18 protein-coding genes are annotated in these 17,269 nt (G+C 69.9%); 13 read left to right on the top strand and 5 right to left on the bottom strand.

The window, feature by feature from the left end; translation table 11 throughout:
- Nucleotides 1-23: 23 nt before the first annotated feature.
- Nucleotides 24-2,852, bottom strand: coding sequence for an AfsR/SARP family transcriptional regulator (locus OHB44_RS21170; RefSeq protein WP_330437973.1), 2,829 nt, complete (start codon nt 2,850-2,852; stop codon nt 24-26).
- Nucleotides 2,853-3,041: 189 nt separating this feature from the next.
- On the opposite strand from OHB44_RS21170, the gene wrbA reads away from it, so the two are divergent.
- Entirely contained in the window at nt 3,042-3,650 is a 609-nt protein-coding gene (gene wrbA, locus OHB44_RS21165; protein WP_091399821.1) for an NAD(P)H:quinone oxidoreductase, read from the top strand.
- A 94-nt stretch (nt 3,651-3,744) separates the two neighbouring features.
- On the opposite strand, the gene OHB44_RS21160 is transcribed toward wrbA, so the two are convergent.
- Nucleotides 3,745-4,347: a class I SAM-dependent methyltransferase gene (locus OHB44_RS21160; protein WP_330437972.1), complete on the bottom strand. Its 603-nt coding sequence runs from the start codon at nt 4,345-4,347 to the stop codon at nt 3,745-3,747.
- Nucleotides 4,348-4,400: 53 nt separating this feature from the next.
- On the opposite strand from OHB44_RS21160, the gene OHB44_RS21155 reads away from it, so the two are divergent.
- The 4 genes from OHB44_RS21155 to OHB44_RS21140 all read left to right on the top strand — a co-directional run bounded on the left by OHB44_RS21155 (nt 4,401) and on the right by OHB44_RS21140 (nt 7,098).
- Nucleotides 4,401-5,183: a hypothetical protein gene (locus tag OHB44_RS21155; RefSeq protein ID WP_238684038.1), complete on the top strand. Its 783-nt coding sequence runs from the start codon at nt 4,401-4,403 to the stop codon at nt 5,181-5,183.
- A 76-nt stretch (nt 5,184-5,259) separates the two neighbouring features.
- Nucleotides 5,260-6,096 carry an alpha/beta fold hydrolase gene (locus OHB44_RS21150; protein WP_238684037.1) on the top strand — a complete coding sequence of 279 codons (837 nt, stop codon included), beginning with the start codon at nt 5,260-5,262 and terminating at the stop codon, nt 6,094-6,096.
- Nucleotides 6,089-6,679 (top strand): TetR/AcrR family transcriptional regulator, encoded by a 591-nt coding sequence (locus OHB44_RS21145; RefSeq protein WP_330437971.1) that lies wholly within the window; start codon nt 6,089-6,091, stop codon nt 6,677-6,679. Before OHB44_RS21150 ends, OHB44_RS21145 begins: the two co-directional genes overlap by 8 nt.
- Before the next feature lie 170 nt (nt 6,680-6,849).
- Nucleotides 6,850-7,098, top strand: a complete 249-nt coding sequence (locus OHB44_RS21140) for a hypothetical protein (protein WP_330437970.1) — start codon at nt 6,850-6,852, stop codon at nt 7,096-7,098.
- 137 nt (nt 7,099-7,235) lie between these two features.
- On the opposite strand, the gene OHB44_RS21135 is transcribed toward OHB44_RS21140, so the two are convergent.
- The gene (locus OHB44_RS21135) at nt 7,236-7,622 is read right to left on the bottom strand and encodes a hypothetical protein (RefSeq protein WP_330437969.1); all 387 of its coding nucleotides are present in this window, start codon (nt 7,620-7,622) and stop codon (nt 7,236-7,238) included.
- An 11-nt stretch (nt 7,623-7,633) separates the two neighbouring features.
- A complete protein-coding gene (locus OHB44_RS21130; RefSeq protein WP_330437968.1) occupies nt 7,634-8,062 on the bottom strand; it encodes a hypothetical protein in 429 nt (142 codons plus the stop codon).
- Between the two features lie 81 nt (nt 8,063-8,143).
- Between OHB44_RS21130 and OHB44_RS21125 the strand changes: the two genes are divergently transcribed.
- On the top strand, nt 8,144-8,761 hold the full coding sequence (locus OHB44_RS21125) for a TetR/AcrR family transcriptional regulator (RefSeq protein WP_238684032.1): 618 nt from the start codon (nt 8,144-8,146) through the stop codon (nt 8,759-8,761).
- A 123-nt stretch (nt 8,762-8,884) separates the two neighbouring features.
- Nucleotides 8,885-9,199: a chorismate mutase gene (locus OHB44_RS21120; protein WP_266302004.1), complete on the top strand. Its 315-nt coding sequence runs from the start codon at nt 8,885-8,887 to the stop codon at nt 9,197-9,199.
- A 19-nt stretch (nt 9,200-9,218) separates the two neighbouring features.
- On the opposite strand, the gene OHB44_RS21115 is transcribed toward OHB44_RS21120, so the two are convergent.
- Nucleotides 9,219-10,010 (bottom strand): IclR family transcriptional regulator, encoded by a 792-nt coding sequence (locus tag OHB44_RS21115; RefSeq protein ID WP_330437967.1) that lies wholly within the window; start codon nt 10,008-10,010, stop codon nt 9,219-9,221.
- A 135-nt stretch (nt 10,011-10,145) separates the two neighbouring features.
- On the opposite strand from OHB44_RS21115, the gene OHB44_RS21110 reads away from it, so the two are divergent.
- From OHB44_RS21110 to OHB44_RS21085, 6 genes are all read left to right on the top strand, one after another.
- Entirely contained in the window at nt 10,146-11,420 is a 1,275-nt protein-coding gene (locus OHB44_RS21110; protein ID WP_266302006.1) for an ABC transporter substrate-binding protein, read from the top strand.
- A gap of 76 nt (nt 11,421-11,496) precedes the next feature.
- Complete coding sequence (locus OHB44_RS21105; RefSeq protein WP_238684028.1) at nt 11,497-12,444, top strand: carbohydrate ABC transporter permease; 948 nt, start codon at nt 11,497-11,499, stop codon at nt 12,442-12,444.
- Nucleotides 12,441-13,271 (top strand): carbohydrate ABC transporter permease, encoded by an 831-nt coding sequence (locus OHB44_RS21100; RefSeq protein ID WP_238684027.1) that lies wholly within the window; start codon nt 12,441-12,443, stop codon nt 13,269-13,271. The genes OHB44_RS21105 and OHB44_RS21100 overlap by 4 nt, the downstream gene beginning before the upstream one ends.
- Nucleotides 13,272-13,279: 8 nt before the next feature.
- Nucleotides 13,280-14,461 (top strand): mandelate racemase/muconate lactonizing enzyme family protein, encoded by a 1,182-nt coding sequence (locus tag OHB44_RS21095; protein ID WP_238684026.1) that lies wholly within the window; start codon nt 13,280-13,282, stop codon nt 14,459-14,461.
- On the top strand, nt 14,458-15,666 hold the full coding sequence (locus OHB44_RS21090; protein WP_330437966.1) for a fumarylacetoacetate hydrolase family protein: 1,209 nt from the start codon (nt 14,458-14,460) through the stop codon (nt 15,664-15,666). Before OHB44_RS21095 ends, OHB44_RS21090 begins: the two co-directional genes overlap by 4 nt.
- Nucleotides 15,663-17,180, top strand: coding sequence for an aldehyde dehydrogenase (NADP(+)) (locus OHB44_RS21085; RefSeq protein ID WP_330437965.1), 1,518 nt, complete (start codon nt 15,663-15,665; stop codon nt 17,178-17,180). Before OHB44_RS21090 ends, OHB44_RS21085 begins: the two co-directional genes overlap by 4 nt.
- Nucleotides 17,181-17,269: the final 89 nt, after the last annotated feature.

Below are 17,269 nucleotides of genomic sequence, written 5' to 3'. Positions count from 1 at the left end.
CGGGGACGGCCGGCGCGGGGATTTCATCGGTACGCGGCCAGTCGTTCGGACAGCACCGCGGCCTGTGGATGACCGACGCGGTCGAGGATCGCCAACGCCTGCCGCCACAGGTCGACCGAGGTGTCGTGGTCGCCCACCGTCTGATGAATGTCGCCGAGGCGGACGAGCGTGTCCGCCCTTCCGCACGGGTCCTGGACATCGGAATAGAGCGTGAGCGCGCGCCGGTAGCAGTCCGCCGCGGTCTGGTGTTTCCCGAGGCCGTGATGGGCGAACCCGAGACTGTCCCAGGTGTTTGCCGCACCGAGCCGGTCCTCGGCCTCCTCATAGAGCGCGAGCGCCTGCTTGCAATAGGTGATGGCGCGAGCGTGCTCGTCCAGCCGCGCGTGGCTCCAGCCGATGGCGTTGAGCGCCGCCGCCTCGCCGAGCCGGTCGTCGGTGCCGCTGGCCAGCGCCAGCGCCCGCCTGGCGTGCGGCAGTGCCGCCCCGGCGTCGCCCTCGATGTCGGACAGCCAGGCGAGGTGCAGGTGGGTGCTGGCCTGCCCCGGGCGGTCGCCGGCCTGGTCGTACCGGGCCATCGCGCGCTGGAGGTGATGGTGGGCCGCACCGAACCGGCGGTGCTGGATGTGAGCCAGCGCGAGATCCCGGTGGGCCAGCGCCTCGGCCCGGGGGTCGGCGCGACGCTGCGCGACAGTGACCGCGACGGCCTGCACGGTGGCCAGGTCGTGCCACTGCGAGAGCCGGCTGAGCAGGGGCGTGAGGGACTGGGCGAGCTGCCCGGCGTGGGCGTCGAAGCTGTGCGCTACCGCGTCGTCGACGACGGCCAGCAGCACCCGCGCTTCGATGGTGAACCAGGCCAACGCGGCCCGGTGGTCGGCGAACGCCGGCGGTGACGCGTCGGCGCGCAGGGGCGGCGGATCGAGCGGCTGCCAGCCGGGGTCGACCAGCCTCGCCGCGTCGTGAGCGACACACAGGTAGTGGTCCAGCACGCGCCTCCGGACGGCGCTACGGTCGGCCGGACGGTCGAGCGTGTGCGTCAGCTCCTCCCCGTACGCGCGGAGCAGATCATGACAGCGGTAGCGGTCGGGGGACAGCTCGGCCAGCAGGTTCGCCCGGGTCAACTCGTCGAGCGCCGGCCGGATCAGGTGCGGTGGCGCCCCGGCGAGGCTGGCCGCCGCCGCCCCACTGACGTCCGGGGCGGCGTGCAGGCTGATCTGGCGGAACAGTCGGGCCGCGTCCACGCTGAGCAGTCGGTACGACCAGGAGAGCACGGTGCGCACATCGGTGGCGGCATCGTCGGTGGCCAGGGCGGCGAGCCCGCCCCGGCTCGCCGCCAGATCGTCGGCGATGGCCTGGAGCGGAAATGTGGGCCGGGCGGCGGCTCGGGCGGCCACGATGGACAGGGCCAGGGGCAACCGCGCGGTACGTCGGATCAGCTCGTCCACCGCTGCCGGCTGCGCGGCGGCCCGCTGCGCACCCAGTCGGCGGACGAGCAGTTGGCGCGCCTCGTCGTCGCTGGGCAGGTCCAGCGCGAGGGGATGGGCGCCGTCGGTGGCGACCAGGCCGGGCAGGGTGTGGCGACTCGTCACGAGCACACCGCAGCCTGTCGACCCCGGAAGCAGCGGCCGCACCTGTTCCGCGTCGCGGGCGTTGTCGAGCAGCACGAGCAGCCGTCGGTCCGCGGTCAGGCTGCGGTACAGGGCGAACTGGGCCGCCGGCTCCGCCGGGATCTCCAGGGGTTTCACACCCAGGGCGGGCAGAAGCGAGCGTACGACGACGGCTGAGGGTGACGCCTCCTGCGTCGCGGTGCCGAATCCCCCCAGGTCGACGTGGAGCTGCCCGTCGGGGTAGTGATGCAGGTTGTCGTGCGCCCAGCGCAGTGCCAGCCAGCTCTTTCCGACGCCGCCCGTACCGGTGATGACGACGGTGCTGGCAGAGTGGGAGTCACCGAGCAGCAGCGTGGTGAGCCGGGCCAGGTCCCCGGCCCGGCCGGTGAACAACGTCGGTGGGGCCGGCAGCTGCCGGGGGACGATTCGCGGCGCGATTCTCTCCGGTGGCCGCGGATCGGATGTCAACAGCTCTCGCTCCGCCCGCAGGATGCGGGTGTGCAGGTGTTGGATGTCGGGACCGGGCTCGACTCCCACCTCCTCGGCGAGGAGGTGGCGGAGCTGCCGGTACGTCGCCAGCGCGTCGGCCCGCCGGCCGGTCCGCGCCAGGGCCACCATCAGTTGCCCCCATGGGCGCTCGCGCAGCGGATCGTCGTCGACCTGGCTCCGCAGCGGTTCGATCAGCTCGTGATGCCGTCCGGCGCGCAGCTGGAGGTCCGCGACCTCTTCGGCCAGGCTCGACCGCTGCTCCTGGAGCCGCGCTCGGACGGAGAGCAACACGCCCCAGCCGGGGAGGCCCGCGAACGGCTCCCCACGCCAGAGCGCCAACGCGGCCTCGAACGACTCCTGGGCGGCTGCCCAGTGACAGTGCCGCAGCGCGGAATACCCGCGCTGGGCCAGGTCGTCGAAGGCCACGCTGTCCACCGTCAGCCCGTCCAGGGCGAGGCGGTAGCCGGTGGGCCCGGCGAGGATGGCGGGGTCGGGGAAGCCCGGGGCGCGCAGCGCCCGGCGCAACGCCCAGACGTAGGTCTTCACGTTGCCGGCTGCCGTCTTCGGTGGGCGCCCCTGCCACAGCTCGTCGACGAGTTGGTCGATGGACCACCCGGCGCCCGGCTGCGACATCAGCACGGCCAGGAGGCGCACCCGCATCGGCGTGCCGAGGGCCAGCCGTTCCCCGCAGGCCGACCGCACCTCGACCGGCCCGAGTAGTTGGTACCGCGCCGCCGGTGGCGCCCCAGCGGGGTCCATCGCCTCATCGTAGGGGTCCGAATCATTCCGTCTCATCGGCCGGGCGGCCGCGGTCCGCCCCCGTCTGTCGAGTGGTGTGCTGCGTCACGCAGGTGGGCATGGTCAGGACGTTGGGGTGCCGCAGAGGCGGCTGCTACAGTCGAGATTGTTGCGGCCGCAAATTTATCAGCGGCAACTACTTTGGGAAGGATGCCTCCGATGACCAAGCTCTCCGTCATCTACTACTCGTCCACCGGAACCCTCCACGCCATGGCCAAGCGCCTCGCCGAGGCCGGCGAGAAGGCGGGCGCCGAGGTGCGGCTGCGTCAGGTTCCGGAGCTCGCCCCGGCCGAGGCCATCGCCTCCAACGCCGCCTGGAGCCAGCACTTCGACGCCACGAAGAACGAGCCGAAGGCCACCGCCGACGACGTCGTCTGGGCGGACGCTGTGCTGTTCGGCACGCCCACCCGTTACGGCAACGTGGCCAGCCAGCTCAAGCAGTTCATCGACACCCTCGGCCCGCAGTGGGCGCAGGGCCTGCTCGCCGACAAGGTGTACGCGGGCTTCACCGCCTCCATGACCGCGCACGGCGGCCAGGAGTCGACGCTTCTCGCGCTCTACAACACCGTCCATCACTTCGGCGGTCTGGTCGTCGCCCCGGGCTACACCGACCCGCTGAAGTTCGCCGACGGAAACCCGTACGGCGTCTCGCATGTCACCGGCGGAAGCAACGACGCCCCGCTGGGCGACGCCCAGTTCGCTGCCCTCGACCACATGGCCGAGCGGGTCGTCAAGATCGCCGGGAAGCTCAGCGCCTGATCGCGCTGGCGCTCTAACGGACGTCCGCGTCCACGCGGGTGCTCAGCCGGGCGAGGGCCGGTCTCCCACGAGGGGAGGCCGGCCCTCGGCGTCCTCACACCGCGATCGCCGCGACGGCGGCAAGCCGTCGATGCTCGTCGGTGCCGGGTCGCCGGAGGCGTTCGACCTCCTGGAAACCGGCCCGGCCGAGTCGTTCGGAGATCTCGTCGACCGGCCAGCGGTAGGCGGTCAGGACCTTGTGGTCGAAGGCGCCGACCTCCTCGGCGTCGAAGACGCCCAGGACCAACCGCCCGGCCGGGACCAGCACCCGCCGGAACTCCTTGAGCATGTCGTCGACCTCCGGCGGCGGAAGATGAATCAACGAGTACCAGGCCAGGATGCCGTCGATGGAGTCCTCGGCGGCGTCCAGGCGTTCCATCGAACCGATGTGAAACTCGACGCCCGGGTGGGACGCGCGCGCATGCGCGATGAACTCGGGGACCAGGTCGATTCCCGTTGCGTCGACGCCCAGCTCACGAAGGTAGGCGGTGAGGTGGCCGGGCCCGCACCCCAGATCGAGCACCCGGCCGGGTCGGCTGCCCAGATGTCGTCTGATCAGGGCGAGGTCGTCGGTGTCCACCTGCTGGCCCGTGCCGAACAGCTCGATGTAGAGCTCCGCGACGGACCCGTAAGCCTGCCGTACAGTGTCCGTTTCCATCGCGGCACTATACGGGGCACCAGACCTTGCTGAGGCGGCCTACCGTGATGGCCATGACGCGTCGAGCCACACTGGCCGGCATTTCTGCGGGCCTGCTCCTGCTGGGTTGCTCGGTTGGCGCGCCGACCGAGAACGCACCCAAGACTGAATCCGCCCCGATGTCGGCCGCCAGTGCCGATGCCACCACGACGGCTGAGGCGATCGGTCTGCTGCGTGGGGGCACGGCGTTCGTCAATCAGACGAGTTATCGCAGCGACGTCGACATCGCCAGCCAGATCACGACGCTGTCGCACACCGACAACGTCCACAAGCGTCTGAACGCCAAGATTTCGGCGCCGGGTGGGGTCATCGAGATCCGGATGATCGACGACGAGGTCTACATGAAGACCGGTCTACCCATGCCCGGTGTCGGCGACGGGTGGATGGCCCTCGACCCGGCCCGGATGCCGTCGGACTTCGGCCTGAGCTTCGCGCCGGGCAGGAACGACTCCGGCGGCTCGGGCCGCCTGATCGACGCCATCGTCACCGCACGAGCTGACGGCCCGCAGATCTCGGGGACACTCGACGCGACCCGGATTGGCGCCGGTAACGGGATCAGCTTCCGCCCCGGTCCCGGTGCCGTCTTCCCGGACAGCGCGCGCAGCCACGCGTTCCGGGCATCGCTGGACACCGAGGGTCGGCTGGTCAGCTTCCTGATGCCGGAGGCCAGCGGGCTGCCGAACGCGTCGCTGCGCTACAGCGACTTCGGTACGACAGTCACTGTCGCTCGGCCGGCCGGAGCGGTCGCCGCCCCCGACGCCCTCTATCCCCAGCTCGGCATGGGCGGAGGGAAGTAGCGGGGACCGGCGTTTGCCTTCTGAAGCTAACGCGGTTAGCCTTCAGCTAATTACGTTAGCTTCAGTGGAGGACGTCATGACCGAATACCTGGACATTGCCGGCAACACCATCGCCTATGAGGTCACCGGGCAGGGCCCACTGGTCGTCCTGGCGCACGGCATGGGCGACACCCGGCACTCCTACCGCTTCCTCGCCCCGGCCCTGGCCGCGGCCGGATACCGGGTCGCCAACGTCGACATCCGTGGCTGCGGCGACTCCAGCCTCGGCTGGGACGGCTACAGCCGTACCGACATCGCCGGTGATCTCGTCGCGGTCGTGCGCCATCTCGGCGGGCCGGCCGTGATCATCGGCCAGTCGATCAGCGGGGGTGCCGCGACCATCGCCGCCGCCACCGCGCCCGAGCTGATCGTCGGCGCCATCGAGCTGGCGCCGTTCACCCGCGCACAGTCCTTCGACCTTGGCGGGCTGGTGCGGGTGAAGCGCTTCCGGGCCGGCTTCACCCAACTGGCGCAGGTTCTCCTGCGGGGCAGCCTGGCGAACTGGCGCAGGTACCTCGACCTGGCGTACCCCACCAAGCCCGCCGACTGGCACAGCGAGCTGACGCGCATCGAGGCCACGATGAGTGAGCCCGGCCGGATGAAGGTCCTCCAGGCCATGGCCAAGAGCAGCCCGGACGACGCCGGTCGGCAACTGCCCAACGTCACCTGCCCGGTCCTGGTGATCCAGGGCAGCGCCGACCCGGACTGGGCCGACCCGCGGGCCGAGGGGGAGCGCATCCTCGCCGACCTGCCGCGAGGGCTCGGCGAGCTGGCTGTCATCGAGGGGGCGGGCCACTACCCGCACGCCCAGACGCCCGACGAGGTCCTCGCCCTGGCCCTGCCCTTCCTCGCCCGGACGCTGACCAATGCCTAAGGCCCGGCTCACCCCGGCATCGGTCACCGAGGCCGCGGCCGCGTTGGTCGACGAGGTCGGCTTCGACAACCTCAGCATGGGTCTGCTCGCCGAACGGCTCGGGGTCAAGACCCCCTCGCTCTACAAGCACGTCACCAGCCAGGCCGAGCTGGCGCACCGGATCGCCGTCCTGGCCATGACCGAGGCCGGCGATGCCATCCGCGACGGCATTCAGGGCCGGTCCGGCAGCGATGCCCTCGCCGCTGGCGCGCAGGCGATGCGGGCGTACGTGCGGGAACACCCGGGCCGATACGCAGCCGCCAACGCCACCCGCCCGACCGGCCCCGACGACCCGTTCATCCCGGCCAGCGAACGGGTGCTCGCCTCCTGGGCGGCCATGCTGAGCGGGTACGGCCTGGATCCCGGCCAGGAGATCCACGCCATGCGGACGCTGCGCAGCGTCCTGCACGGTTTCGCCACCCTCGAGGCGGCCGGTGGCTTCCAGATCGACGCGTCCGTCGACGAGAGCTTCACCTGGTTGATCAACTTCATCGATCAGGGCCTTCGCGCCGGCGCCGCCAGCGGCAGCGACGCCGTCCGCTGATCGCTTCGACCGGTACCGGTCGCCCGCGGTGCCTACCCCTGGCAGGGAGTGGCTGGGGCCGGCAGGGCTCGCAATACTTCGAGCCATCAACGCGAGAGGACAGCTCGGCGACTTCCTCCAGGCCCGGCGCTCCCAGCTGCGGCCGGAGGGCACCGGCGTGCCGACGTACGGTGAGCGGCGCCGGGTTCGAAAGCGACTTCGCCTTCGTCGGTGACCACCGGGTCATCGCGACGCTGAACGGACCGAACACTGTGGTGGGCGTCGACGCGGCCGGCCGTTCCCGAACGTTGATGACCGCCGCCGACGGGTTGCAGAACCCGACCTCGGTGGCTGTGCGTGGCCGCACCGTCTACGTGCTCAGTCCCGCGTACAGCACCGGCATCGACCCCAACCTCGCGCTGGCCACCCTGCCGCTCTGACCCGTCACTCCTTGGACGACCCCGTCAATCAGTGGGGCCCGCTCCCTCGATACTGAGCGCTCGGGTCGCCCGTCGCCGTCGGATGACGGCGACGGGCGACCCGACGCTTCCGTGCAGGCGGGGGAGAGGCGGATCGGTCACGGCGCGGGTCGGAAGTGCTGCTGCTCGCTCGACGAGCCGTCGGGCCTGCTCGGTCGACGACGGCCGAGGTGGAAGGCAGTTGCCGCGGCCAGCGCGGCCACGACGATGAGTGCGGCGAAGACCGGGTGCATGTCCTTGGACAGGCTCGGGGCGCGGTCGGGCCCGATGGCCCAGAGGATCAGCGGGACGGCGTAGGCGGTGGCGAGCGCTCCCGTCCAGCGGCGTAGTCCGTGTAGGTGGGCGTGCCGCAGGCTGACGGTCAGCGCAAGGACGACCGGGACGATGGCCAGCATGGCGAACTGGCCGACGACCAGGACCGGGACCGTCCAGATCGAGATGATGACGGTATGGTCGACGCGCCGGGAAGGCGAGATGGGGGGCATTGTCGTCTCCGTCATCGGGTCGGGTTGGTGGTCGAGGGACGCCACGCCAACCAGCCACGGCACAGCAGGTAGGCGGCCGCGACGACGGCGACGAGCCCGAAGTCGATGATGGCCGACAGGCGTGCCTCGGGGACGTCTCCGATCAGCGCGCCGAACACGACGAGCGCGGCCTTGCCGACGAGAACGATCTCCCAGACACCGGCCGCTTGTCGGGGCCTGACCGCGAGCAGGGCGAAGAGCGCGGCGAAGATGCCGAAGCTGGAGACTCGCCAGCCTTCGATGAACAGGCGATCGTCGCCGGCGTTGAGTGTCAGTAGTACGCCGTTGACGAACGCGACGCCGGTGGCGAGGGATGCGAGGGCCGCCAGCCCACGGCCGACGAGGTCCGCGCGGTGCGCGGGGCCGGCGGTGTCGATTCGGGTAGCGGTAGCGGTGGTCATGAGAGGCTCCATCCTTAGGTAACGCCTGTGAACTTACAGCCGTTAACTTACGCCCTCGCCTAACACCTGTAAAGTCAGAGTGTGACCACACCGAGAACGCGGGCCCGCAACAAGCGCGGCGAAGGTGCCCAGCTGCGCGACGAGATCCTCGACGCCGCCATGGCGCTCCTGGAGGACGACCCGCCGCAGAACGTGACCCTGCGGGGGGTCGCCCGGCGGGCCGGCATCTCCGCACCGTCGATCTATCCGCACTTTCCGGACCTGGATTCGATCCTGCTCGCTGTCGCGCAACGCGCGTTCGGCATCCTCGAGCAGGAGTTGGGCGCACTGGATGACGCGGATCCGGTCGAGCGCCTGCGCGCGATCTGCGTGGCCTACCTGACCTTCGCCGAACGCCGGCCCCATCAGTACCGGGTGATGTTCGGTGCCGTCTGGGATGCGGGGCAGGCGCTTGAGCGGGCCCCGGCCATGGCGGACGAGCTCGCCGTGCTCGGCATGGGAGCCTTCGAGGTCTTCCGGCGTACGCTCGCCGACTGCGTCGCGGCGGAACGATCGACCAGCGCGGACCTCTTCGCCGACGCGACGGCCCTCTGGGTCGGGCTGCACGGATTCGCCCAGCTCCAGGTGGCGGCGCCGTTGTTCCCGTGGCCGCCGGGGCTGCTCGACTCCATCATCGACCGGATGGCGCTGCTGCGCTGAGTGAACGGCTCAGGCGTCCGCGAGCAGGAAGTCGACGGTGCCCGTGCCGCCCGGTCGAGCCGCCGAGGACGGGCGGGCGAACGGGTCGCCTGATCGTGTCGGCGTCGTGCGACGATTTCCGGCGTGGCAGAGACTGCGGCGACGTTGACCGAGATCCGTGCGCGGATCGACGAGTTGGATCGAGAACTGGTCGGGCTGCTCGCCAGGCGGGAGGCACTGGTCCGGCAGGCCGCCCCGCTCAAGAGCGATGCTCAGGCGGTCCGTGCGCCGGACCGGGTGGCGCAGGTGGTGGCCCGGGTCCGCACGGTGGCCAGCGAGGCCGGCGCCGACCCGGATCTGATCGAACAGATCTACCGGGGAATGATCCAGGCCTTCATCGACATGGAGACCGACGAGCACCACCGCGTCACCGGCGGGTCGGCGCCGACGACGCGGTGATCGCCCGGGACGTGCGCGCTCAGGTCGCGGAGCGGATCTCACCGTCCTGGCTCGCCAAGGCGGGCGGCGCGTAGCCGAGCTCGTACGAGATCTCGTTGGCGGTCTTCAGGAGCAGCGGAAGGTTGCTCTTGAGTTGGTCGAGGCTTGCGATGACCTCGATCGCCGTGATCGAGGCGGCGGCGATGACCTGTCCCCGAGAGTCCCTGATCGGCGCGGCCACGCACATCACGTACGCGTCGTGCTCGCCGTTGTCCACTGCCCAGCCGCAGTCGTGGATGCGGGCAAGTTCGGCTTCCAGGGCACCGTGGTCGGTGAACGTGGTGTCGGTGAATTTCTCGAAGACGACGTGGGAGAGAAGGCGGTCGCGTTCCTGCCGGGGAAGGTAGGCCAGGATCGTCTTGCCCACAGCGCTCGCGTAGATGGACACCGCGCGTCCCACCCGCGAGGGCAGCTTGACGGCGTCGAACGCCGGGCTGTCCACCTTGTCGATATAGATGATCTCGTCGCCGGTCAGTTGCGCCAGGTGTACGGTGTGGCCGGTCGCGCGTTGCAGCGCACGCAGGTGCGCGGCAGCGGGCTGGCGGAGGTCCATCGAGCCGAGCGCGAGCTCGGACAGCTCGATCAGGCCGCTGCCGAGCACGTAGGTGCCCGCGCCGGTACGGCGGACGAAGCGCGCGGACTCCAGTGTCTGCAGGATGCGCAGGGCTGTGGACTTGTGGACGCCGAGCACGTCCGCAGCCTCCGTGAGGGACAGCGGGTGCTCCGCGGATCGACGGATGAGGTCGATCGCGCGGCGGATTGATTGCGCCAAGGCTGTGTCTCCCCTCGCGCGACGGGCAACGCCGTCGCTCTCATTGCACATTATGCAATATAGATGACGCTATGCGCAATCGCCACTTGACACCGTTGCACATGACGCTACGATCGTTGCAATTTAATCGGTTCGATGCCAACACGTAACAGTGGAGTAACGATGGGTAATAAGCGCGCTCATTTCGGCATCGCCAGGGCGACATGCGCCCTCGGCCTGGTCGCCACCCTCCTGACCGGTTGCGGCTCGGACGGCGACTCCGGCGACGGCGTCACCAAACTGACCTTCGCCGCCTCGACCTTCGGCGACCCGGGCCGCGGGCCCCTGTTGACGAAGTGGCTCGACGAGTTCAACCAGAGCCAGACCAAGGTCCAGGTGTCCGCCGCCGCGGTGCCGTACCCGACCTTCGGCCAGACCGTGCTCACGCAAATGGGCAGCGGCAAGGGCCCCGACCTGATTCGCTTCGACATGCCCGAGTTCGAGGCGGCCTCCGACGCCGGCCTCGTCGCGCCGCTGGACAAGATGATCGACGCCAGCAAGTACGACCTGCTCAAGCAGCCGGACCAGTTCATGGTCCACGACGGCGTCCGGCACGGCGTCATCTTCGAAGCGTCGAACTACGCGATGTTCTACAACGCGGACCTGATCCCGACGCCCCCGACCACCTACGAGCAGTTCGCCTCCACCGCGAAGTCGCTGACCAAGGGTGACGTCTTCGGCCTGGCGTTCCGCCAGACGGAGGCAGAGGAGGCCGGTGTCTGGCAGGACATCTTCAACTACGTCTACGGCTTCGGCGGGGCGTGGTCCGACGGGAAGAACCTGACGATCAACTCGCCCGAGAACCTCAAGGGTCTCCAGGCGTTCAAGGACCTGTACGACGCGAACGTGATCCCGCGCGGCGCGGACGCGGCGACGTTCCGGCGGATGTTCGCCGAGGGCAAGGTCGGGATGGAGCTCAACAACGGCGGCTACGTGACCGCCACCCGCGGCCAGAACGCCAAGCTGAACTTCACCGTCGCGCCCATCCCGTTCCCGGTCCGCAAGCAGGGCGCGATCCTCGCACCGATCGTCATCAACGAGGCGAGCGAGGGTAAGGACGAGGCCGGCACCTTCATCAAGTGGGCGCTGGAGCCGCAGAACCAGGTGAAGCTGCAGGAGATCCTCGGCGCGAGCAGCGTCGCCACCACCACGCAGCGCAGCGCGGAGGCGCTCAAGGCGACCCCGTTCCTCCCCGTCTTCGACGGGCTCACCGAGACCAGCCTGCCGCAGATCGTGCTGGGGTTCGAGGCGAAGACGCCGGACATCCGCAAGGTGGTTGTGCAGAACGTGGTCGCGGCACTGCAGGGCAAGGCCGACCTCAAGTCGGCACTGGATCGCGCCCAGCAGCAGGCGACCGAACTGGTGCGCTGACCGCTCGACACGGCGACGCTGCCGGCGCGACGATCCGTGCGCCGGCAGCGTCCTTCCCCCAGAAGGACCGAACCCGATGACTGTGGTCGAGCAGACCGGAGCACCGAAGACAACACCCTCAGGCCGGCGTCGGCCCAGCCCGCTGGGCAGCAAGTGGACGCCCTACCTGTTCCTGGCACCCGCCGCCCTGTTCATCCTCGTCTTCCAGGCGGTGCCCCTCATTCAGGAGGTGTACCTCAGCTTCACCAGGACGAGGCTGCTCAACCCCACCCGCAGCGAGTGGGTCGGGCTCGACAACTACAACCGGATCTTCGGTGACCCCGAATTCCACCGCACCCTGCTGATCACCTGTGTCTACGTGATCACCTGTGTGGTCGTCGCGATCGGCGCCGGGCTCGCCGTCGCGCTCCTGCTCAACAAGAAGTTTCGCGGCCGGGGCGTGGCACGGGCGCTGGTGACCGTCCCCTGGGCCGCCCCGGGCATCGCGGTCGCGCTCATCGCCACCTGGATGCTCAACGCGCAGTACGGCATCGTGAACCGCTTCCTCGACGCGGTCGGGCTCGGCGTCCCGGGTGGGGCCATCCTGGACAGCTCGCGCTACGCGCTGCCGGCGGTGCTCGCCACGACCATCTGGCAGCTGTTCCCGTTCACCTCGGTGGTGCTGCTCTCCGCCCTGCAGTCCGTCCCGCAGGACCTCAACGAGGCCGCGACAGTGGACGGCGCCGGACGATGGGCCACCTTCCGGGCGGTCACCTGGCAGGTCATCAAGCCGACGGTGGGCCTGCTGGCCCTGCTGATGACGATCTGGTCGCTGCGGCGGTTCGAGCTGATCTGGCTGATGACCAAGGGCGGACCGGTCGGTGCCACCGAGACGCTCGTCATCGACCTCTACTCGCAGGCGTTCGACTCGAAGGAACTCGGATCGGCGGCGGCCATCGGAATGGTCGGCGTCGTCATCTCGCTCATCGTCATCATCGGCAGCCGCCTGGTCGCCCGTGCCGTGGAGAAGGGGGACGTCCGATGAGGCGCTTCCGATTCGGTGTCACCGCACGGATCGTCGCCGTGCTCGTCGTGCTGGGTGTCGCGGTGTTCCCGCTGTACTGGATGTTCGTCACCGCGCTAACCAGCAACAGCGACCTCTTCGCCGATCAGCCCCGGCTCACGCCCGACCTCGGTCAGTTCGGGGTCTTCGTGGACGCGCTCGCCGAGGGCAAGGCGGCCGGGTGGCTGCTCAACAGCCTGATCATCGCCGTCGGCACGATGGTTCTCTCCGTCGGCCTGGGCATCCCGCTCGGCTACGCACTGTCCCGGTTCTCGTTCTGGGGCAAGGCCGTGCTGACCGTTGTGCTGCTGTTCACGCAGATGCTTCCCGAGGCGCTCATGGTCGTCCCGCTGTTCGCGCTGTTCCGCCGCTTCGAACTGCTCGACTCGCTGACCGGCCTCGTCCTGGTGAACTCCGCCTTCGTCCTGCCGATCGTCGCGCTGATCCTCAAGGGCGCGATCGACGGAATCCCGAAGGAGCTGGAGGAGGCCGCGCGCGCCGACGGCGCCCGGCCCTTCACCACCCTGACCCGCATCAACGTGCCGCTCATCGCGCCGTCGATCGCGGCCACAGCGGTCATCGCCTTCTTCCACGCCTGGAACGAGTACGTGTTCGCGGTGACGTTCATCTTCAACCCCGACCTGCAACCCGCCTCCGTCGGCATCGCGAACTTCATCGGCGAACTGGGTACACCGATCCAGACGGTGATGGCTGTCGCCTTCCTGTTCACGTTGCCCGCCGTCGCCTTCTACCTGTTGGTGCAGAAGTACGTGGTGTCCGGCATGACCGCCGGTGCGGTGAAGGGTTGAGCCGAAAGATGAAGATCGTCTCTGTCGACACACTGGTCGTCGACTTCTACCGTACGAACCTCGTCATCGTGCGGGTCCACACCGACGAGGGGATCGTCGGGCTCGGTGAGGCCACCCTGGAGGGCAAGGAACGTGCCGTCCAGGGGGCCATCGCCGAGCTGGCCGAGGCGGTGGTGGGCCTGGATCCCACAAGCATCTCGAAGATCCTCTACGAGACCGCGCGGGACTGGTACTGGCGCGGCGGTCCGGTGATCATGACGGCGTTGAGCTCGCTGGAGATGGCCCTCTGGGACATCTCGGCGCGCGAGCTTGGCGTACCGGTCTCCCGGCTTCTCGGCGGCGCGACCCGCGACCGGGTCCGCGCGTACGCCAATGGTTGGTTCTCCGGTGCCGTCACGCCGGAGGACTACGCGGCCGCCGCGCGCCGGACGGTGGAGTCGGGCTTCCGGGGCCTCAAGTGGGACCCGTTCGAGAACTACGACCTGACCATCACCACCGCGCAGTTGGACCGGGTGCTGGCCCAGATCGACGCCGTCCGTCAGGCGGTGGGCCGCGAGGTGGAGCTGTTCGTCGAGGGGCACGGCCGATTCGACGTCCGCCACGCCATCAAGGTCGCCACCGAGATCGCCCAGTTCGACCCGGTGTGGTTCGAGGAGCCCTGCCCACCGGACAACCTCGATGCGCTCGTCGACATCCGTCGCGCGTCGCCGGTGCCGATCGCCGCGGGGGAGCGGTGGTACGGGCGGCAGGGCTTCGCGCCGGCGCTGGCCCGCCAGGCGGTCGACTTCGTCCAGCCCGACGTGACGCACGCCGGTGGGATCGCCGAGTTGGCCTTCATCTCCACGCTCGCCGCGACCAGCTACGTGGGCTTCGCGCCGCACAACCCGAGTGGTCCAATCAGCACCGCCGCGACGCTGCAACTCGGGGCGACGTTGCCCAACTTCCGGTACCTGGAGATCATGGCGACCGACGTGCCCTGGCGTCCCGAGATCACCAACGAGCGGCTGGTGCTGACCGACGACGGCGACATCCTCGTCCCGACCGGGATCGGCCTGGGCATCGAGGTGGATCTCACCGCCATCGAGCAGCATCCGTTCACACCGCATCCACTGCGGATGTTCCAGGACGCCGTCTTCGACATCCGTCCCCGCGACGAGCGGTCCTTCTTCAACCTGGAGAGCGACTCATGACGTTGCCACGGCCCCGGGGGTCGGTCGCGGCCGCGGACTGGGTCGGCACCGCCGCCGAGGCGTTGCCGGACGATGCCGACAGCGTCCTCATCGGCCGGATCTGGGACCCGTCCGGCGGCGGCCCCTCACCGGTGACCGTCCGCGACGGCGAGGTCATCGACCTCAGTCACCGGTTCCCGACCGTCCGCGACATCTGCGAGCTGCCCGATCCCGCCGCGACGGTGGTTGGGCTCGACGGGCCGAGGGTGGGCGACTTCGGGGAGATACTGGCCAACACGGGGGCCGCTACCCGGGACCCTGGCCGGGCCTGGTTGCTCGCCCCGGTCGACCTCCAGGCGCTCAAGGCCGCTGGCGTGACGTTCCCGATCTCCATGATCGAGCGGGTGATCGAGGAACGGGCGCGGGGAGACCTGGCGCTGGCGGCGGACATCCGGCACCGCATGCTCGCCGACGTCGGTGTCGACCTGCACAACCTGGAGGCGGGCTCGCCGGAGGCGGATCGGCTCAAGAGCATGCTGGTCGCCGAGGGCATGTGGAGCCAGTACCTGGAGGTGGGCATCGGCCCGGACGCCGAGATCTTCACCAAGGGACAGATCCTCTCCGCGGTCGGCACCGCCGTTCCGGTCGGCGTGCTCGCCGCGTCGACCTGGAACAATCCGGAGCCCGAGGTCACGCTCATCGTCCAGTCCAGTGGCCGGATCGTCGGCGCCACCCTCGGCAACGACGTGAACCTGCGCGACATCGAGGGCCGCTCGGCGCTCCTTCTTCCCCTGGCGAAGGACAACAACGCCTCCTGCGCCCTCGGCCCCCTGATCCGGCTCTTCGACGACCGGTTCGGCATGGACCGGGTCCGCGAACTCGAGGTGCGCCTGGAGGTTCTCGGCGAGGACGACTTCCACCTGGAGGCGGTCTCGGAGATGACCCAGATGTCGCGCGATCCTGAGGAGCTGGTCCGGCAGCTGATCGGGCCGCACCACCACTATCCCGACGGGGCCGCGCTGATGCTCGGCACCATGTTCGCGCCCATCCAGGACCGGGACCGCCCCGGTGAGGGCTTCACCCACAAGGTCGACGACGTGGTACGGATCAGCTGCCCGGCGCTCGGCACCCTGGTCAACCGGGTGCGGCACGCGGAGGAGTGCGAGCCCTGGCACTTCGGCGTCCGCGATCTCATGGGCAATCTGGTAAGGAGAGGACTGCTGTGAACGTGGTCAGCACTGTCGATCCGCGCGACGGTCAGCGTCGCGCGACGGAGCTCACCGAGACCGACGAGTCTCGACTGGAGGTGATCGCCGGTCAGACGGCCCCGGCGGCGCAGTGGCTGGCCGCGCGCGGGAGGCTCGGCCGCGCGGAGCTGCTGGACGCGATCGCCGCGTCGCTGGAGTCCCGTCGGGTGGATCTGGTCGCTGCCGCCGAGGCGGAGACCGGGCTGGGCCACGCGCGACTCGACGGGGAACTCACCCGGGCGGCGCTCCAGTTCCGGATGTTCGGCGAGGTGCTGCGCGACGGAGCGTACGTCGAGGCCACCATCGACCACGCCGCCGACACACCGCTCGGCCGTGGACCGGACCTGCGGCGGATGCTGGTACCCCTCGGGCCGGTGGCGGTCTTCGGGGCCAGCAACTTCCCGTTCGCCTTCTCGGTCGCCGGCGGTGACACGGCCGCGGCGCTCGCCGCCGGGTGTCCGACGATCCTGAAGGCCCACCCGTCGCACCCGCTGACCTCGCACGCCTCCGCCGCCGCGATCGAGTCGGCAGTCCGCGACCTCGGCGGGCCCGAGGGTGTCGTCGCGACCGTGTACGGGGAGCAGGCCGGTCGCGCGCTGGTGCGCCACCCGGCGATCCGTGCGGCCGCCCTGACCGGCTCGGTCAACGCCGCCCGCGCCATCCAGGCGGCCATCGACGAGCGGCCCGACCCCATTCCCCTGTACGCCGAACTGAGCAGTGTGAACCCGATCGTCGTCCTGCCCGACGCGGCCGCCGCCCGAGCAGACCAGATCGCCGAGGGGCTGTTCGGCTCCTTCACGAACTCGGGCGGTCAGTTGTGCACCAAGCCCGGTTTGGCGTTCGTTCCGTCGGATCCGTGTGGTGACGGCCTGGTCGACGCGCTGCGGACCAGAGTCGACGCGTCGGGTGGCACGGTCCTGCTCAACGAGCGCATCCGGGACGCGTACGAGAACCGGTCCACCGAGTTCGAGCGGGCCGGCGCCCGGGTGTCGGCGCGGCCCACTGTCGAACCCGGTGCGGGCTTCACAGTGGCACCGACCCTCCTGGAGGTCGGCCTCGCCGGCCTGACCGCCGAGATCGCCGACGAGTGCTTCGGCCCGCTCCTGATCGTGGTCCGTTACGACGACGTCGCCGACCTCGACGCCGCGCTGGCCTCCGTACCGCCGTCGCTGACCGGTTCGCTCCACAGCGGACCGGGCGACGACGCCGACGTCGTACGCCGACTGGTCGACGTGCTCGCCGCCCGCGCGGGTCGCATCGTCTTCGACGGCTACCCCACCGGTGTCCGGGTGTCGTGGGCCCAGCACCACGGTGGCCCGTGGCCGTCGACAAACGCCGTGCACACGTCGGTGGGCGCCACGTCGATCCGACGGTTCCTCCGCCCGCTGGCGTGGCAGGACGCCCCAGCCTGGGTCCTCCCCGAGGAGTTGCGCGACGAGTACACCACCATTTCCCGGCGAGTCGACGGAAGGTTGCAGCCAGCGGTCCAATAACCGCGTCCGCCGGTCTCTCCCGGGCACGTTTCCGGGCCACCTGTGACTGGCGCGCGAATTTCTCGACAACATCGACCGGACAGAGAATT

This window comes from Micromonospora sp. NBC_00821, from assembly GCF_036347035.1.
Lineage (GTDB): Bacteria > Actinomycetota > Actinomycetes > Mycobacteriales > Micromonosporaceae > Micromonospora > Micromonospora hortensis.
Note: the sequence above shows the minus strand (reverse complement) of the source record. Positions and strands in the feature narration are given on the sequence as shown.

Coding starts and splice junctions, on each gene's coding strand:
- OHB44_RS21170 (WP_330437973.1), bottom strand. CDS start 2,852: ATGGACCCCGCTGGGGCGCCACCGGCGGCGCGGTACCAACTACTCGGG.
- wrbA (WP_091399821.1), top strand. CDS start 3,042: ATGCCTCCGATGACCAAGCTCTCCGTCATCTACTACTCGTCCACCGGA.
- OHB44_RS21160 (WP_330437972.1), bottom strand. CDS start 4,347: ATGGAAACGGACACTGTACGGCAGGCTTACGGGTCCGTCGCGGAGCTC.
- OHB44_RS21155 (WP_238684038.1), top strand. CDS start 4,401: ATGACGCGTCGAGCCACACTGGCCGGCATTTCTGCGGGCCTGCTCCTG.
- OHB44_RS21150 (WP_238684037.1), top strand. CDS start 5,260: ATGACCGAATACCTGGACATTGCCGGCAACACCATCGCCTATGAGGTC.
- OHB44_RS21145 (WP_330437971.1), top strand. CDS start 6,089: ATGCCTAAGGCCCGGCTCACCCCGGCATCGGTCACCGAGGCCGCGGCC.
- OHB44_RS21135 (WP_330437969.1), bottom strand. CDS start 7,622: ATGCCCCCCATCTCGCCTTCCCGGCGCGTCGACCATACCGTCATCATC.
- OHB44_RS21130 (WP_330437968.1), bottom strand. CDS start 8,062: ATGACCACCGCTACCGCTACCCGAATCGACACCGCCGGCCCCGCGCAC.
- OHB44_RS21110 (WP_266302006.1), top strand. CDS start 10,146: ATGCCAACACGTAACAGTGGAGTAACGATGGGTAATAAGCGCGCTCAT.
- OHB44_RS21105 (WP_238684028.1), top strand. CDS start 11,497: ATGACTGTGGTCGAGCAGACCGGAGCACCGAAGACAACACCCTCAGGC.
- OHB44_RS21100 (WP_238684027.1), top strand. CDS start 12,441: ATGAGGCGCTTCCGATTCGGTGTCACCGCACGGATCGTCGCCGTGCTC.
- OHB44_RS21095 (WP_238684026.1), top strand. CDS start 13,280: ATGAAGATCGTCTCTGTCGACACACTGGTCGTCGACTTCTACCGTACG.
- OHB44_RS21090 (WP_330437966.1), top strand. CDS start 14,458: ATGACGTTGCCACGGCCCCGGGGGTCGGTCGCGGCCGCGGACTGGGTC.